We start from the raw sequence: 15,686 nt of genomic DNA, 5'->3' as shown, positions 1-15,686 counted from the left end.
ACACGGTAGCGTGGGTCCGATCGCGCCGGGGACCGGCGGCCGGACGGACGAGTGACGGAGTTGGGGGTCGGGTGAGCGCATACGACGACCGGCCGTGGCTCGCACACTACGGTGATCGGCCGTCGCATCTGCGCGTCGAATTCGGTACCGCGATGGACATGTTCGACGCGGCGGTCGCGGCGGCCTCGGACGATCCGGCCGTGCAGTACTTCGATGGCACGATCTCATGGGCTGAACTGGATCGGGCGTCGGATGCGCTCGCCGCGCTGCTCGCGGCGCGCGGGTTCCGGCCCGGGGACCGGTGTGCGCTGTACGTGCAGAACGACCCGGCGTTCGTGATCGGATTGGTCGCCGCCTGGAAGGTCGGGGGTGTTCCGGTCGCAATCAGCCCGATGAGCAAGGCCGGCGAACTCGAGTGGTTTCTGCGCCGTTACCGGCCCACGGCATTGCTGGCGCTCGACGACCTGTACGTCGAGGTGGTCCGCCCGGTCCTGGCAACCGATCCCGACCTCGCGGTCCCCGTCGTGGTCACGGTGTCCGGGCTGGACGGCCAGTCCCGCACCGACCCGCGAGTGTTCGCGGGCGTCGAGCGGCTCCGGCCACCCGACACGATCGACCTCGCCGCGCTGATCGCCGGGCACGACGGCGCGGTCGTGCAGCGGCGTCCGGTCGGACCCGGCGATGTGGCCGTGTTGCTGGGCACTTCGGGAACGACGGGGTTCCCGAAGGGCGCGCGGATCAGCCACGCGAACCTGACGTTCAGCACCCAGATGTACCGCGCCTGGACGGGAGTGGGTCCGGGGGAACCGATCCTGGCGCTGGCACCGGTGTTCCACGTGACCGGCCTCGTCGGTGCCGTCACGCTCGCGATGCTGCTGAGATCGCCTGTCGTGCTGACCCATCGCATTCATCCGGGGGTGATCGCCGACGCGATCCGGGAACATCGCCCCGTGTTCGCGGTCGCGGCGATCACCGCCTACATCGCGCTCGCCGACGAATCCGACATCACCGCGGCCGAGATGACGTCACTCCGGCTGCGCTATTCGGGCGGCGCGCCGGTCGATCCCGTCGTCGCGGACCGGCTCGAGGCCGCGCTCGGTGGCTACATCCGCAACGTGTACGGACAGACCGAGACGACGTCGCCGACGCACATCGTGCCGCCCGAGTCGCGTGCACCCGTCGATCCGGAGACCGGGGTGCTGTCGGTCGGGGTGCCGGTGTCGAACACCATGGTCCGGGTTGTCGACGACGACGGTCGAGATCTCCCCGTCGGTGAGATCGGCGAGCTGGTCACGAGCGGTCCGCAGGTGATCGGTTCGTACTGGGACGACCCGGAGGCGACCGCGGCGGCGCTGACCGGTGGCGAGTTGCGTACCGGCGACATCGGGTTCATGGACGCCGACGGCTGGTTCTACGTCGTCGACCGCAGCAAGGACGTCATCAACGCCGCCGGATACAAGATCTGGCCGCACGAGGTCGAGTTGGTGCTCGCGGGGCATCCCGACGTTGCGGAGGCCGCGGTCGTCGGTATCCCCGACGACTACCGGGGCGAGTCGGCCAAGGCCTTCGTCGTGACGCGCCCCGGGAGCACGGTCACCGAGGGCGACCTCGTCGACTATTGCCGGGAGCGGTTGGCGGCCTACAAGTACCCGCGCGAAGTGGAGCTGGTCGGAGCCCTGCCCCGGTCGGCGACGGGGAAGCTGTTGCGGCGCAAGCTGCGTGGATGAGCACACCTGCAACGGCGCCCGCGTAGGAGAGTGGAGCTGCGAGAAGGGCTGTGGAAGCGCTCGTCGCCCGCCCGCTCGAGCACTCGGCGGCCGCAGCGGGCGAGGTGCCCGGTATGGCTCGGATTCGTGCCGAGGGTGACGAGCCGAGCGATCACGAGGTGGCGCAGGCGTCGCTGACGGGAACCTCGGCGGACCAGCGGTTGGACGCGATGTCGCGGGCCCGGACGTAGACGTCGGCATTTCCGTCGCAGTCGTCGAGCACCGAGGACTCGTAGCTGAACGCGCCGGCGACGAATTCGGGCAGGGTCCGGGTCGTCGTGGTGAACGTGGAGGCCGTGCCGTCGGACCGCCGGACGGTGAGGTCGACCGGGCTCTTCACGGTGAAATGGTCGCCGTTGATCCTCACCCGGGCGACACCGTCACCCACCGGGGCACAGACGCCGTCGCCGCACACGATGGACTGCCGATAGGTGGTCAGCCAGATCGCGGGGACGTCGGGTCCGTGGTTCTGGGCGGTCGCGGCCGGTGCGACCGCGAACTGGGGCAGCGCGAGGACCGCCCCGATTGCGAGAGGCGCGAAGAGTTTCATGACGTGTCCCTTCCTCGTGGGTGGTGTCCCGGGCCTCGGGAGTTGTCCCGAGGGCGTGGGGTGAAGGAACTTCATCGTCCGGCCCGCCGAGGAGTGGCACACGCGTAGTCGGCTACGCGATCAGGTGTTCAGTGCAGCTGGTTCTGTGCCGCCTCCAGTCCGACGCGCAGCAGCAGTTCGACGGCGTCGGCGGCCTCCTCGCGGACGAGGTCCAGTTCCTTGCGCTCCACCGACGAGAACGGCTTGAGCACGTAGTCGGCGGGGTCCATGCGGCCGGGCGGGCGTCCGATGCCGACGCGGGTGCGCAGGTAGTCCTTGGTGCCGAGGGCCTGCGAGATGGACCGCAGGCCGTTGTGGCCGCCTTCTCCGCCCCCGAGTTTCAGGCGCAGGGTGCCGAAATCGAGGTCGAGTTCGTCGTGCACGACGACGATGTTGCCGGGGTCGACGGAGAAGAAGCGGGCGAGCGCGGCGACCGGCTTACCGGACAGGTTCATGTACGACCGGGGCTTCGCGAGGATCACCTGACGGCCCGCGATGCGGACGGTGACGGCGTCGGCGCCGGACTTCTTGTGGACGCCGAAGCGGGACCGCTCCCGGTCCGCCAGGGTCTCGACGACCATGAATCCGATGTTGTGCCGGGTCTTCTCGTACTGGGGTCCGGGGTTGCCCAGCCCGACGACGAGTGCGGTGTCGTTCGGCTCGCTCAACGCTCAAGTTCCTGTCCTGGTGAAACGCGACGACGCGCCGCCCGGAGTGGGCGACGCGTCGTCGACGTCAACTGATGTGTTCCGAGGTTGGGAGACTAAGCCTCCGACTCGCCCTCGGCAGCGGCCTCGGCGGGAGCCGCGGCGCCCTCCTCGCCTGCACCCTCGCCCTCGAGGGACTCGGCGGACGGGGCCTCGACGATGTTGACGAGCAGCAGCTCGGCGTCGTCCTGCAGGGCCGCACCGGCGGGCAGCTCGACGCCGCCGGCCAGGATCTGGGTGCCGGCCTCGGCGCCCTCGATGGAGATCTCGATCTGCTCGGGGATGTGCAGGGCCTCGGCCTCGAGCTTGATGGTGGTGACGTCCTGGGTGACCAGGGCGCCGGAAGCGGCCTCACCGGTGAGGACGACGGGAACCTCGACGGTGACCTTCTCGCCCTTCTTCACGACGAGCAGGTCGGCGTGCTCGATGTGGCGGCGGATCGGGTGCACGACGACCGACTTGGTCAGCGCGAGCTGCTCGGTGCCCTCGATGTCCAGGGTGACGACGGCGTTGGTGCCGTGCGCGCGCAGAATGGCAGCGAACTCACGGGCGTTCACGCTCAGGTGCTGCGGCTCGGTGCCGTGGCCGTACAGCACGGCGGGAACGTTGCCGTCGCGGCGGGCACGGCGGGCAGCACCCTTGCCGAACTCGGTGCGGACGGCGGCCTTGAGGTTGTTGACGTCGGTCGACATGGGGAATGGCTCCTACGGATCACATCAGAATTTGCTTGGGGTGCCGGCTCGACGGGGGCAGACGGACGCGCACGGCCCCGGAGCACTGCTCGAAGGAGTAGCCATGGCCGCGTCGATCACGGTGAGCCTGCGCATGCGGGTTCACCCTCGCCGAGACAACGCAGGACAGCATACCCGACGAGGGGATGCCCCGCTATCCGCCGGTGAGCGCACGGATGCCGGGACTGGTGGACTGCAGGACGAATGCGCAGTCCGCGAGGCGTTCCGCGTCCCCGAGGACCAGTCGCAACTGCACGGAGTCTGCGAGCCGGTACGGACGGCCGTCGACCACGGATCCGAGTGCGCGGCGCAGTCGGGAGATCTCCGCTCGCACCGCGACCGCGTGGTCCGGGTCTCCGTATATGCCGGAGCTCAGTTCGGTGACGGACAGACCCCGAGGGCCGCTGTGGTGCAGCAGCAGCAGGATCTCGGCGTGCCGTCGCGGCAGGGGGGCGCGCCAGGTGGACTCGGAGCCGGTCACGACCACGACCGGCGGTCCGGACAGGTCGAGTTCCATCGCGATGCGGGTGCCGGGGCCGTCCGGTCGCACCAGCCAGCCGTCGCCGATGCGTTCGGGGGTACACACGCCCAGGCCGGGGACGGTCAGGGTGCGGTCGGTCCGGGGTGCGGCGATCCGTTTGGTGGCCGCGACTCCGGAGGATTGCGCGACCCAGCCGTGCTCGTCGACGAGGAGGACGGGCCCGGACGTCGACGCCAGCAGTGGCGCGGCCACCGAACGCAGGCGTTCCAGGTTCGACTGGTGGTGCCGCCACAGTTGTGCTTCCGCCAGTCGCACGGCGGTCTCGACGAGGGCGGTGACGGCGGGGTGCAGCGTCAGTGCGGGACCGCTGACGTCGACGACACCGAGCAGTTCGCCGGTGCGGGGGTCGTGGATCGGGGCGGCGGTGCAGTACCAGGGATGCTGGGACTGCTCGAAGTGTTCCCCCGAGAACAGTTGCACCGGAGCGGCTTCCGTCAGTGCCGTGCCGATCGCGTTGGTGCCGACGGTGGTCTCGGTCCAGTCGGCGCCCTCCCGGAACCCGAGTGAGTCGGCGCGACTGCGCACCTTCGCCGAACCCGAGCGCCAGAGGATGACGCCGTCGGCGTCGGCCACGACCATGAGCATGTGCGATACCTCGGCGACCGTGGAGATCACCTGGTCCAGATCGGCGATCACCTCTGCCAACGCGGAGCGCCTACGGCGCCCTTCGATCTCGTCGAGGGGGAGTAGCGAGCGGGTGTTGGCGCCGTCCGGGGCGAGTCCGGAGCCGAGAACCCGACTCCACGACCGCTGCACCACCGCGCGTGGTTGCAGCGCGGAGCGGCCCCCGCCGATCACCGCCTCGTGCATGCGGACCAGGTCACGGGCGTGCCGGGACAGGTCCGTACCCGGCTCGATCGCCCCGTAACCCGTGGCACTGAAATTGCCCACGACCTCCACTTTCGTTGCTGGTCCCGCGAGCATAGGCCGTGCTGTGGCGGGTGTCACAGCCCCCGGCCGTGTGATGCAACGCGCTGCAACGCTTGTTGCCCGGCCCGGGACGCGGTGTGCTCTGCATCACACGGCAAACGGAAGGGATTGCGCCATGACTCAGACACTCGAACCGGTCACGAGCGAAGCGACGGGGAGCGTGGTGGCGACTCGATACGGCACCGGTACCCCCCAGCAGCGGGTCGACGCCTGGCTGGCGGCGTTCGAGTCCGCGCTCGCGGCCCGTGATGTCGATGCCGCGGCCGGTCTCTTCGCCACCGACAGCTTCTGGCGTGACCTGGTCTCGTTCACGTGGAACATCACGACGGTCGAGGGCCGGGACGGCGTCACGGACATGCTCCGTGATCGCCTCGACGACACCGACCCGTCCGGTTTCCACACGATCGAGGTGCCGACCGAGGCGGACGGTGTGGTGACCGCGTGGATCGGGTTCGAGACCGCAACCGGGCGCGGTGAGGGCCACCTGCGACTCGGCGACGAGGGGGCGTGGACGCTGCTGACCACGCTTCAGGAGCTCAAGGGCCACGAGGAGGGGCTGGGCGTGCGCCGGCCGAAGGGTGCCGAGCACGGCGCCGACCGGGACCGGGTGACCTGGTCCGAGCGACGGGAGATCGAGGAACGCGAGCTCGGGTACACGACCCAGCCGTACGTGGTGATCGTCGGCGGTGGTCAGGGCGGCATCGCTCTCGGCGCCCGCATGCGTCAGCTCGGGGTGCCGACCCTGGTGCTGGACAAGCACGACCGTCCCGGCGACCAGTGGCGGGGGCGCTACAAGTCGCTGTGCCTGCACGACCCGGTCTGGTACGACCACCTTCCGTACCTGCCGTTCCCCGCCAACTGGCCGGTGTTCGCGCCGAAGGACAAGATCGGCGACTGGCTCGAGATGTACACGAAGGTGATGGAGGTGCCGTACTGGTCGAAGACCAGCTGCACGTCCGCGTCCTACGACGAGAAGCTCGGGGTGTGGACGGTCGAGGTGGAGCGGGACGGTGAGCCGATCACGTTGCGGCCCAGGCAGCTGGTGCTGGCGACCGGCATGTCCGGCAAGGCAAACGTGCCGTCCTTCCCCGGCATGGAGAAGTTCACGGGCGACCAGCACCACTCCAGCGCGCATCCCGGCCCGGACGCCTACGCGGGCAAGAAGGCCGTGGTGATCGGCGCCAACAACTCCGCCCACGACATCTGCGGCGCACTGTGGGAGCACGGCGCGGATGTGACGATGGTGCAGCGGTCCTCGACGCACATCGTCAAGTCCGATTCGCTGATGGAACTCGGGCTCGGCGACCTGTACTCCGAGCGGGCCCTGGCTGCCGGAATGACCACGCACAAGGCGGATCTGACGTTCGCGTCGATGCCGTACCGGATCATGCACGAGTTCCAGATCCCGGTCTACGACGCGATCCGGCAGCGGGACAAGGACTTCTACGACCGTCTCGAGTCGGTCGGCTTCGAACACGACTGGGGGGACGACGGGTCCGGCCTGTTCATGAAGTACCTGCGCCGCGGGTCGGGCTACTACATCGACGTCGGCGCCGCCGAGCTGGTCGCGAACGGCGACATCAAGCTCGCACACGGCAACGTTCGTGAACTCACCGAGACGTCCGTGATCCTCGAGGACGGTACCGAACTCGAAGCGGACGTGGTGGTCTACGCGACCGGCTACGGATCGATGAACGGCTGGGCCGCCGACCTGATGGGCCAGGAGATCGCCGACAGGGTCGGCAAGTGCTGGGGTCTCGGGTCGGACACCACCAAGGATCCGGGGCCGTGGGAGGGCGAGCAGCGCAACATGTGGAAGCCCACCCAGCAGGAGGCGCTCTGGTTCCACGGCGGCAACCTGCACCAGTCCCGGCACTACTCGCTGTACCTGGCACTCCAGCTCAAGGCCCGCTACGAGGGGATCCCGACCCCGGTCTACGGGATGCAGGAAGTCCACCACCTGAGCTGACCCGCTTCCGCGTCGAGCCCGGGGTGCGGGCGCGGACCGAAACATGCCGACGAGCCGTCACGGGGTGATCCACACCCCGTGACGGCTCGCGTCGCCCACCCCGAGCGTCTCCCTCAACCACCGAGCCTCCTCCCGGGTTGCGTGCTCGAGCCGCATGCGCCGGGCCCGCACCGGCACCATCCGCAGCTCCCGCAGTTCCCGCGTGTCCGCGGCGAAGACCGGCAGGTACAGCAGCCGCAGGTCGTCCCGGAACCGCTCGTACCCGCCGATGCCCTCATAGTCGTTGATCAGGTCACCGCAGCCGTACAGCACCGGGCGCCCGTGATGAATCTCGACCGGCCGCGGGTGGTGCGACGAGTGGCCGTACACGACGTCGACACCGCCGTCGACGAGTCGGTGCGCGAACCGAACCTGGTCGCCGGGAACGTCGTATCCCCAGTTCGATCCCCAGTGCACCGAGACCACCACGAGGTCGGTGGGGCCACGGATCGTGTCGATCCGGTCGAGCACATGGGCAGCGGTCGCGTCCGACAGGTTCGGCAGCATTGCCACCCCGGGACGCCCCGGAGCGGCCGCGGACCGGCGGGAGATTCCGCTGGACGCCGATCCCGTCGACCACACCAGCACCCGACCGGAACCAACTGGGATCGTCGCCGGCGCCCAGGCCCGGCGGTCGTCGCGGCCGGCCCCGGCGGGCCGCAGACCCGCAGACTCCAGCACGTCCACTGTCTCGAGCAGTCCGCGCCTGCCGAAGTCGAGGACGTGATTGTTCGCCAACGCGCACACGTCGATCCGCGCGATGTCGAGCACCCCGATGTTCTCCGGGTGCATCCGATAGTGAATGCCCTTGCCCGGCGCGTAGTTCCGCGACGTGGTCACCGATGTCTCGAGGTTCACGATCCGTGCGTCCGGCTCGGCGCCGTCGAGCACGGACAGCGCGACACCCCATGGGTGGTCGAATCCGACCGGGTGTGGGATCGGTCCGTTCCTCCGTTCGGCCAGTGCGACGTAGTCTCGTGCGTCCCGCACCAGTCCTTCGCGCAGCTGTGGGTTGCCCGGATGCGGCAGGATCTGATCGACACCCCGTCCGGTCATCACGTCCCCGGCGAGGAACAGTGTCACCGTGCTCGGCACACCTCAACGCTAGCGTCCGGAGCGCCGGACGGAGAGTGTGGATCGCGGCCGATCACAGTCCCGCGACCGCCGCGACCAGGCGCTCGAGGTCGTCGAAGGTGTTGAAGTAGTGCGGGGACGCGCGCAGCACGCCGTCGAGCCCTCGGCGGGTCATGTCGACGAACGTCGAACCGCGGCCGCTCACCGTGACGGTGATCTTCCTGTCCGCCAGCGCTTCTCGTGCGCTGTTGGGGTCGAGGCCATCGACGGTGAACGAGACGATGCCGGTGCGGTGACCGCCGAGGTCGCGAACGGTGACCCCGGGCAGTGCCGCGAGCTCGGTGCGGGCGAACTCCGCTCTCGCCGACACCGCGGCCTCGACCTCGTCGACCCCGAGGTCGAGGAGGTAGCGGACAGCGGCACCGAGACCGAGGCGGCCCGCGACCGAGCATTCCCAGAACTCGAATCGGGAGGCGTCCGGCGCGAGCCGGTACCCGGATTCCTCCGCCCACTGTGCGCCGTGCAGGTCGAGGGTCGCCGGTTCCATCGTCCGGGCCAGTTCGGGGCGCAGGTAGAGGAAGCCGGTGCCGCGGGGAGCGCGCAACCACTTGCGCCCGGTGGCGGACAGGGCATCGACGCCCAGGTCGTGGACGTCGATCGGTACCTGCCCGACCGACTGGCAGGCGTCGAGCAGCACCAGCGCGCCGACCCCGTGTGCGAGGTCGACCACCTCCCGCACGGGGTTGAGCAGGCCGCCGTTGGTCGGGGCGTGCACCAGGGAGACGATCCGCACCCGTTCGTCGAGCATCCGGTGGAGGGCGTCGAGGTCGATCTCGCCGGCAGGCGTGGACGGCACCACTTCGACGATCGCGCCGGTCGACCGGGCGCGTTGCAGCGCGGCGATGGCGTTGCTCGCGTACTCGACCTCGGTGATCAGGATCCGGTCACCGGCCGACAGGGGGACCGCGTAGAAGAAGTCGGCCCAGGCGCGGGTGGCGCTCTCGACCAGCGCCAGGTCGGTGGGCTGGGCGCCGAGAAGCTGCGCCAGCGCGACCTTGACCTCGGCCAGGTCGTCGGCGCGTTCCGCCGCCGCGAGGTAGCCGCCGATCTCGGCCTCCCGGCGCAGGTGGGCTATCACCTCGTCCAGAACCGGTGCGGGTGGCAGCGACGATCCGGCACTGTCGAGGAAGACGCGATCCACGCAGCCGGGTGTGTCGGCTCGGACACGGTCCTGATCGAGCATCGGGTCCTCCCGCGGTGGTCGACGGCTGGCGTCGACGCTACCCGCGCGTCGGCTTCCGCACGGGTGACACGGACGGCGGAACCGGTCTACCCTCGGTCACGTTCTGTGATCCGTACATGCCGCACGAGTGCCGTCCGAGGATCGGAGCACGGCGATGACCATGGCCACACACACGGGATCGGCCCGGCTCACCACCAGGGCCGCGGCGGAGGCGTACGTCGGTGGGGTCTGTTTCAAACTCGGCCCGCCCGCGCTGATCGGCGCCGAACTGGAATGGCTGACCTTCGCCCGCGACGGCGGGCGCCCGCGCCCCTCGGATTTCACGGACGCACTCGGATCACACGCCCCGACCACGATCGACCCCACCTCGCCGGCCGACCCGCTGCCCGGCGGCAGTCGCGTCACCCTCGAGCCCGGCGGACAGATCGAACTCTCCAGTCCGCCATCGACCACGGTCGACGACCTGTGCAGCGGGCTCGGCTCGGACACCGAGCACCTGCGCCGATTGCTCGCCGGCGCCGGGATCACCACCTGCGATGCGGCCGCGGACGTCGACCGCCCGGCCGAGCGGATCCTCCCCGCACCCAGATACGCGGCGATGCAGAGGCGTTTCGACCGGATTGGTCCGTTCGGGCGGTTGATGATGTGCAACACCACCGCCACCCAGGTCAGTGTCGATGCCGGCACCGACACCGGCGAGGTCGCGGCCCGCTGGACGGCGTTGTACGCGGTCGGTCCGGCGCTGCTGGCAGCGTTCGCCTGTTCGCCCCGGATGCGGGGCATCCCGGCCGGGACGTGGTCCTCGCAGCGGATGCGGTCGTGGCTCGAACTCGATCGCGGACGCACCGATCCGCCGCCGCTGGCCGATCCGATCGGCGATTACGCGCGCTGGGCGTTGGATGCACCACTGCTGTGCGTACGCGGCGGGTCCGAGGACCGGCCGGACGACTGGTCGGTCGCAGGGGACGCGAGTTTCGCGGATTGGCTTTCCGGCGAACTCGATTCGGAGATCGGTCGGCGACCCGGCCGGGACGACCTGGACTACCACCTGACCACCCTCTTCCCGCCCGTCCGCGCCGCGGGTCACCTGGAGGTCCGGTACCTCGACGCTCAGCCGGGCGGGTCGTGGCGGGTTCCGATCGCGGCGATCGGCGCGCTGCTCGGCGACCCGGCGACGATCGCGGAGGCGACCGCGCTGGCAGCGGGCACCGCGGGACGCTGGCGCGACGCCGCCGAATGTGGCCTGCGGGACTACGAATTACGTGCCGCCGCAGCAGATCTGCTCGACCTCGCGGCGTCCGGATCCGCATGCTACGCCGACGACCTCGGCCTCGCCGCCCGGCGATGTCGTCGGGGCCGCACCGTCACCGAGGACACGGACCGATGAGAGAGGCGACCCGCGAGATCCTCGCGGCGCACCTGACCCGGGCGCGTGACCGCAGTCGCACGTTGACCGACTCCGTCGACGACGGCGATCTGGTCGCGCAGCACTCGCCGCTGATGTCACCACTGGTGTGGGACCTCGCGCACATCGGCAACCAGGAGGAGTTGTGGCTGGTGCGCGACGTCGGTGGATGTGAGCCGGTGCGCAACGACATCGACGATCTATACGACGCGTTCCGGCATGCAAGATCCACGAGACCTGCTCTGCCGCTGTTGAATCCGAGTGAGGCGCGCCGATATGTGGCGCAGGTGCGGGAGAAGTCCTGGGAGGTCCTGGATCGCTCGACGCTGCGGGGCAGGCGACTCGAACAGGACGGGTTCGCGTTCGCGATGATCGCCCAGCACGAGCAGCAGCACGACGAGACGATGCTCGCCACCCACCAGTTGCGCAGCGGGCCGCCGGTGCTGACCGCCCCGGTTGCGCCGGGACGGGCCGTGGCGCTCCCGGAGGAGGTGGTGGTGCCCGGCGGCGGGTTCGAGATGGGCACGTCGACCGACCCGTGGGCGCTGGACAACGAGCGTCCCGCACACCGGGTGACGACGGCGTCCTTCGCGATCGACACCGCGCCGGTGACCAACGGCCGGTACCTGGAGTTCGTCGCGGACGGTGGCTACGAACGACCCGAGCTGTGGAGCGAGCGCGGCTGGTCGCACCGGCAGTCGGCGGGGCTGGAGGCGCCGCAGTTCTGGGAGCAGGACTCGTCCGGCACCTGGTGGCGTCGGGCGTTCGGGGTGATGACTCCGCTGAACCCGCTGCAACCGGTGGTGCACGTGTGCTTCTTCGAGGCGCAGGCGTTCGCGCGGTGGGCGGGCCGGCGCCTGCCCACCGAGGTGGAATGGGAGCGGGCGGCCCGGTGGGATCCGGCGACGCAGCGGTCACGGCGGTTTCCGTGGGGCGATTCGGAACCCGCCGAGGCGAACGCGAACCTGGGGCAGCGGCACCTCGAACCGGCCGAGGTCGGCGCCTACCCGGCCGGGGCGTCTCCGCTCGGCGTCCATCAGCTGATCGGCGACGTGTGGGAGTGGACGAGCTCGGATTTTCTTCCGTACCCAGGGTTTTCGGCCTTCCCGTACCGGGAGTACTCGGAGGTTTTCTTCGGCGGCGACTACAAGGTGCTGCGCGGAGGATCGTTCGGCACCGACCCGGTGGCGTGCCGCGGGACCTTCCGGAACTGGGATCACCCGATCCGCAGGCAGATCTTCGCCGGGTTCCGCTGCGCACGAGACGTCGCCGCGGATGTGTAGACACATCGCGTACCTGGGCCCACGGCGGTCCGTCGCAGACGTTCTCGCCGCGGGGTCGCACAGCCTCGTGACGCAGTCCTGGGCGCCGACCGACATGCGCGGCGGCGGCACGATCAACGCCGATGGATTCGGTGTCGCGTGGTGGCCCGAGAGTGGCGCCGGCGCGACCGCGTATCGAAACGCGAGGCCGATCTGGTCGGACCCCGCGGTCGTCGGTGTCCTGACCCAGGTCGCGTCGTCGGGCGTGATGGGAGCCGTCAGGTCTGCGACGGAGGGTATGCCCATCGTCGCCGAGGCGTGTGCGCCGTTCACCCACGAGCGGTGGGCGTTCAGCCACAACGGAAGAATCGATGGCTGGCCGGATTCTGTTGCTGCCCTTGCCGAGTGGCTCCCCGCGGTGGAGCTGCTCAGGATGCCCGCGCTGACGGACTCGGCGTTGCTGTGGACGCTGGTGCGCCGGCGACTCGCCGTGACGGCGCCGGCCGACGCGCTGCGTGAGGTGGTTGCGGAGGTGCTGGAGGCGGCACCGCGGTCGCGGCTGAACCTGTTGCTCAGCGACGGCGTCGGGGTGTGGGCGACCGCGGTCGATCATGCGCTGTCGGTGCGGGTGGAGGAAGCGAGCGTGCTGGTGGCTTCGGAGCCGATCGACGACCACGACGGCTGGGTGACGGTGCCGGACCTGCACGCCGTGGACGCCCGGCCCGGGCATCTGCGGATCACGGAACTGGCCATGGTGGGCACGGAAGGGGAGAAGCGGTCATGATCGAACCGACGATCGAGGTACACCTGTCGCCGGAACAGCTGGACGAGAACCTGCGAGTCGATGCCCGGATCGGGCTGACCTCGGTGCCGAAGTGGCTGCCGCCGAAATGGTTCTACGACGCCCGCGGCAGCCGGCTGTTCGAGCAGATCACCCGGCTGCCCGAGTACTACCCGACCCGGACCGAGCGGGAACTGCTGAGAGCCAGTGCCGGGCACATCGCCGAGGCGACGTCGGCCGAGATCCTGGTCGAATTGGGTTCCGGGTCGTCGGAGAAGACCCGGCTGCTGCTCGATGCCCTCGCTGCCCGGGGGACGCTGGAAAGATACGTGCCGCAGGACGTGTCAGTGGCCGCACTGGATTCCTCGGTGCACGATCTGGCCCGGGAGTTTCCGTCGTTGACGGTGCACGGGATCGTCAGCGACTTCACCGACACCCTGCACAACCTTCCGCGCGGCGGGCGGCGGATGATCGCGTTTCTCGGTGGGACGCTGGGGAATCTGGTGCCCGACGACCGGGCGGAGTTCCTGGGGTCCGTCGCCGAGGTGCTCGAGGAGGGGGAGCAGCTGCTGCTCGGTGTCGGTCTGGTGACCGATCCTTCGGTCATGGTGCCGGCGTACGACGACGCGGCCGGGGTGACTGCGGAATTCAACCTGAACGTGCTGTCGGTGCTGAACGAGCGACTGGGAGCGAACTTCGACCTGTCGAGTTTCCGGCATGTGGCCCTGTGGGATTCACGCAACGAGTGGATCGAGATGCGGGTGGAGGCGGTCGAACCGGTCAAGGTTCGGATTCCGGCGCTCGACCTTCACGTGGCCTTCGCGGAGGGGGAGCAGATGCGGACCGAGATCTCCGCGAAGTTCCGGGTCGAGGGCATCTGCAAGGAGCTCGACGCCGCGGGTTTCGGCAGCGATCGGGTGTGGACCGATTCCGGGGAGCGCTTCGCGCTCATCCTCGCCGATCGAGTGGGGTGAGACGCCGAAACCGGATCCGTCAACATTGAGGGGGGCGACGACGGATCCGGTTCGCGAGTCAGCGTGAATCAGGCAGCGCTGGCCGAGTTGATGGCGAGGCCGAGGCCGACGAGGGCACCGACGCCGACGAGGACGCCACCGAGGCCGGCGATGATCTTCTGGGCGTCGGCCAGGTCGCCGAGGGCAGCGGGGTCTTCAATGGAACCCATGTGAGGTCTCCTGTGTGTTTGAGGGGGTAAGTGACGCAGGTCTCAGCGCCGAGATATTCGTACCACAAGGTAAACAACTTCATAACAATGCGTATCAATATCTGAGAAGGCGCAGCTCGGAGGTGTTGAGCTTCGGTAACGGTTAGGTTGCGTTTCTCGATGGGTGGCGTGACCTGTGGGTTCTCGTCTTCGGCGCCGGTGGTCGGTCCGCGCACGGAGGGACGCGAACCGACCACCGAGCCCGCCGAAATCGAGTCCCACTCACCGAGACTCGCTGGATATCGCGAGTACGGGGTCGGGGACTTCGGGCGGCCCGGTCATCGCTCCGGGCCGGGAATGGTGCGGGTAAATCAGATGCGACCTCCAACGGCAACGTGCCACCATGGGCGTCCCCCACGCTGAGCGTCCTTCCGAAGAACGCCCGCGTCCCCGCCAGACCTCGGTCACGGAAAGGAACCGGCAGATGCACGCCCGTCACGGTAGTTACACGCCACTCTTGTGGCCACACGTGATTCGGCGACAGATGTACTCCGGATTCCACTCGAATCGCTCCCGACCCACCTGACGCGCCCGAACCCGCACGGTTCCCGGCGCCGCACCCCGACCCGAGAACAGTGACGAGAGTTCCGATGCGCACCCCACCGACCACCGTCGACACCAGTACCTGGCACCGAACCCGCGTCCTCGTGCTCAACGCCACCTACCAGGCGCTGTGCGAGGTTCCCGCCGAACGCGCCGTCACGCTTCTCGCCGTCGGTGCGGCCGAATCCGTTGCCGACCACGACCCGGCCGTCCCGATCCGTTCTCAGCACACCGTGATCCCACTCCCCGCGACGATCCGGCTGCTCGAGTACGTCTACGTACCGCACGTCCGCACCGTCACCGACCACAGTCATGCGACCTACGCGGGGGTGTTCCGGCGCGACCGGCACAGCTGCGCCTACTGCGCCAGTCCGGTGGCCACCACCATCGACCACGTGCTACCCCGCAGTCGCGGTGGCGCAAACAGTTGGTCGAACCTCGTCGCCTGCTGCCGCCCGTGCAATCAGCGCAAGGCCGACCGGACTCCCGAGGAGGCCGGGATGTCCCTGTTGTGGGAACCCAAGGTGCCCAACCACATCGACAAGGCGCAGGACCGGATCTGGCGCCGCCTGGCCGCCGTCTGAACCACATTCGGACACGAAAGGAGCAGCCGTGACAACGGCGCTGTCCCTCGACGACCCCACCCGGTGGCGCGATGCCGCCTGCCGCGACGATCCGAACCCCGAGAGCTGGTTCCCGTACCCCGCCGACGACTTCGTGCACGCCCGCACTGTCTGCGCCGGATGTCCGATCCGATTGCAGTGTGCTCACTTCGCCGTCGTCACCGCGCAGTCCGGGGTGTGGGGCGGAACCGAGTTCGATCGCGGCAGGCCGCGGCGTTGAATTCGCGGCCTGCCGCGGCGTTGAATTCGCGGCCTGCCGCG

At 69.4% G+C, this 15,686-nt stretch carries 15 protein-coding genes; 8 read left to right on the top strand and 7 right to left on the bottom strand.

Going from position 1 to position 15,686, the window contains the following annotated elements:
- Nucleotides 1-71: 71 nt before the first annotated feature.
- Nucleotides 72-1,727: a class I adenylate-forming enzyme family protein gene (locus tag ACWDUM_RS03005; RefSeq protein WP_450132835.1), complete on the top strand. Its 1,656-nt coding sequence runs from the start codon at nt 72-74 to the stop codon at nt 1,725-1,727.
- Nucleotides 1,728-1,878: 151 nt separating this feature from the next.
- Here the strand turns inward: ACWDUM_RS03005 and ACWDUM_RS03000 are convergent, their stop codons facing one another.
- From ACWDUM_RS03000 to ACWDUM_RS02985, 4 genes are all read right to left on the bottom strand, one after another.
- Nucleotides 1,879-2,316 carry a hypothetical protein gene (locus tag ACWDUM_RS03000; RefSeq protein ID WP_450132834.1) on the bottom strand — a complete coding sequence of 146 codons (438 nt, stop codon included), beginning with the start codon at nt 2,314-2,316 and terminating at the stop codon, nt 1,879-1,881.
- A gap of 128 nt (nt 2,317-2,444) precedes the next feature.
- The gene (pth, locus tag ACWDUM_RS02995) at nt 2,445-3,023 is read right to left on the bottom strand and encodes an aminoacyl-tRNA hydrolase (protein ID WP_450114069.1); all 579 of its coding nucleotides are present in this window, start codon (nt 3,021-3,023) and stop codon (nt 2,445-2,447) included.
- A gap of 95 nt (nt 3,024-3,118) precedes the next feature.
- Nucleotides 3,119-3,754, bottom strand: a complete 636-nt coding sequence (locus ACWDUM_RS02990; RefSeq protein ID WP_450114070.1) for a 50S ribosomal protein L25/general stress protein Ctc — start codon at nt 3,752-3,754, stop codon at nt 3,119-3,121.
- Between the two features lie 193 nt (nt 3,755-3,947).
- A complete protein-coding gene (locus ACWDUM_RS02985; RefSeq protein WP_450132833.1) occupies nt 3,948-5,225 on the bottom strand; it encodes a GAF domain-containing protein in 1,278 nt (425 codons plus the stop codon).
- 154 nt (nt 5,226-5,379) lie between these two features.
- Here ACWDUM_RS02985 and ACWDUM_RS02980 point away from each other — a divergent pair, with 154 nt between their 5' ends.
- A complete protein-coding gene (locus ACWDUM_RS02980; protein WP_450132832.1) occupies nt 5,380-7,233 on the top strand; it encodes an NAD(P)-binding domain-containing protein in 1,854 nt (617 codons plus the stop codon).
- 57 nt (nt 7,234-7,290) lie between these two features.
- Here the strand turns inward: ACWDUM_RS02980 and ACWDUM_RS02975 are convergent, their stop codons facing one another.
- Together ACWDUM_RS02975 and ACWDUM_RS02970 are read right to left on the bottom strand one after the other, a co-directional pair.
- Nucleotides 7,291-8,367: a CapA family protein gene (locus ACWDUM_RS02975; RefSeq protein ID WP_450132831.1), complete on the bottom strand. Its 1,077-nt coding sequence runs from the start codon at nt 8,365-8,367 to the stop codon at nt 7,291-7,293.
- Nucleotides 8,368-8,419: 52 nt separating this feature from the next.
- A complete protein-coding gene (locus tag ACWDUM_RS02970; RefSeq protein WP_450132830.1) occupies nt 8,420-9,589 on the bottom strand; it encodes an aminotransferase class V-fold PLP-dependent enzyme in 1,170 nt (389 codons plus the stop codon).
- 154 nt (nt 9,590-9,743) lie between these two features.
- Here ACWDUM_RS02970 and egtA point away from each other — a divergent pair, with 154 nt between their 5' ends.
- From egtA to egtD, 4 genes are read left to right on the top strand one after another with little or no spacing between them, the layout of a single operon-like run.
- On the top strand, nt 9,744-10,976 hold the full coding sequence (gene egtA, locus ACWDUM_RS02965; RefSeq protein WP_450132829.1) for an ergothioneine biosynthesis glutamate--cysteine ligase EgtA: 1,233 nt from the start codon (nt 9,744-9,746) through the stop codon (nt 10,974-10,976).
- Nucleotides 10,973-12,277, top strand: a complete 1,305-nt coding sequence (egtB, locus tag ACWDUM_RS02960; protein WP_450132828.1) for an ergothioneine biosynthesis protein EgtB — start codon at nt 10,973-10,975, stop codon at nt 12,275-12,277. Before egtA ends, egtB begins: the two co-directional genes overlap by 4 nt.
- Nucleotides 12,270-13,040 (top strand): ergothioneine biosynthesis protein EgtC, encoded by a 771-nt coding sequence (gene egtC, locus ACWDUM_RS02955; RefSeq protein WP_450132827.1) that lies wholly within the window; start codon nt 12,270-12,272, stop codon nt 13,038-13,040. The genes egtB and egtC overlap by 8 nt, the downstream gene beginning before the upstream one ends.
- Nucleotides 13,037-14,011 (top strand): L-histidine N(alpha)-methyltransferase, encoded by a 975-nt coding sequence (egtD, locus tag ACWDUM_RS02950; protein WP_450132826.1) that lies wholly within the window; start codon nt 13,037-13,039, stop codon nt 14,009-14,011. Before egtC ends, egtD begins: the two co-directional genes overlap by 4 nt.
- Nucleotides 14,012-14,079: 68 nt before the next feature.
- On the opposite strand, the gene ACWDUM_RS02945 is transcribed toward egtD, so the two are convergent.
- A complete protein-coding gene (locus ACWDUM_RS02945) occupies nt 14,080-14,220 on the bottom strand; it encodes a hypothetical protein (protein ID WP_450132825.1) in 141 nt (46 codons plus the stop codon).
- A 629-nt stretch (nt 14,221-14,849) separates the two neighbouring features.
- Here ACWDUM_RS02945 and ACWDUM_RS02940 point away from each other — a divergent pair.
- Both ACWDUM_RS02940 and ACWDUM_RS02935 read left to right on the top strand, forming a co-directional pair.
- Entirely contained in the window at nt 14,850-15,386 is a 537-nt protein-coding gene (locus ACWDUM_RS02940) for an HNH endonuclease (protein WP_450132824.1), read from the top strand.
- Nucleotides 15,387-15,414: 28 nt separating this feature from the next.
- On the top strand, nt 15,415-15,645 hold the full coding sequence (locus ACWDUM_RS02935; protein WP_450114080.1) for a WhiB family transcriptional regulator: 231 nt from the start codon (nt 15,415-15,417) through the stop codon (nt 15,643-15,645).
- Nucleotides 15,646-15,686 lie beyond the last annotated feature (41 nt).

This window comes from Rhodococcus sp. NPDC003322, from assembly GCF_053589555.1.
The sequence above is the reverse complement of the archived record's forward strand: the minus strand, read 5'-3'. Positions and strand labels throughout refer to the sequence as shown.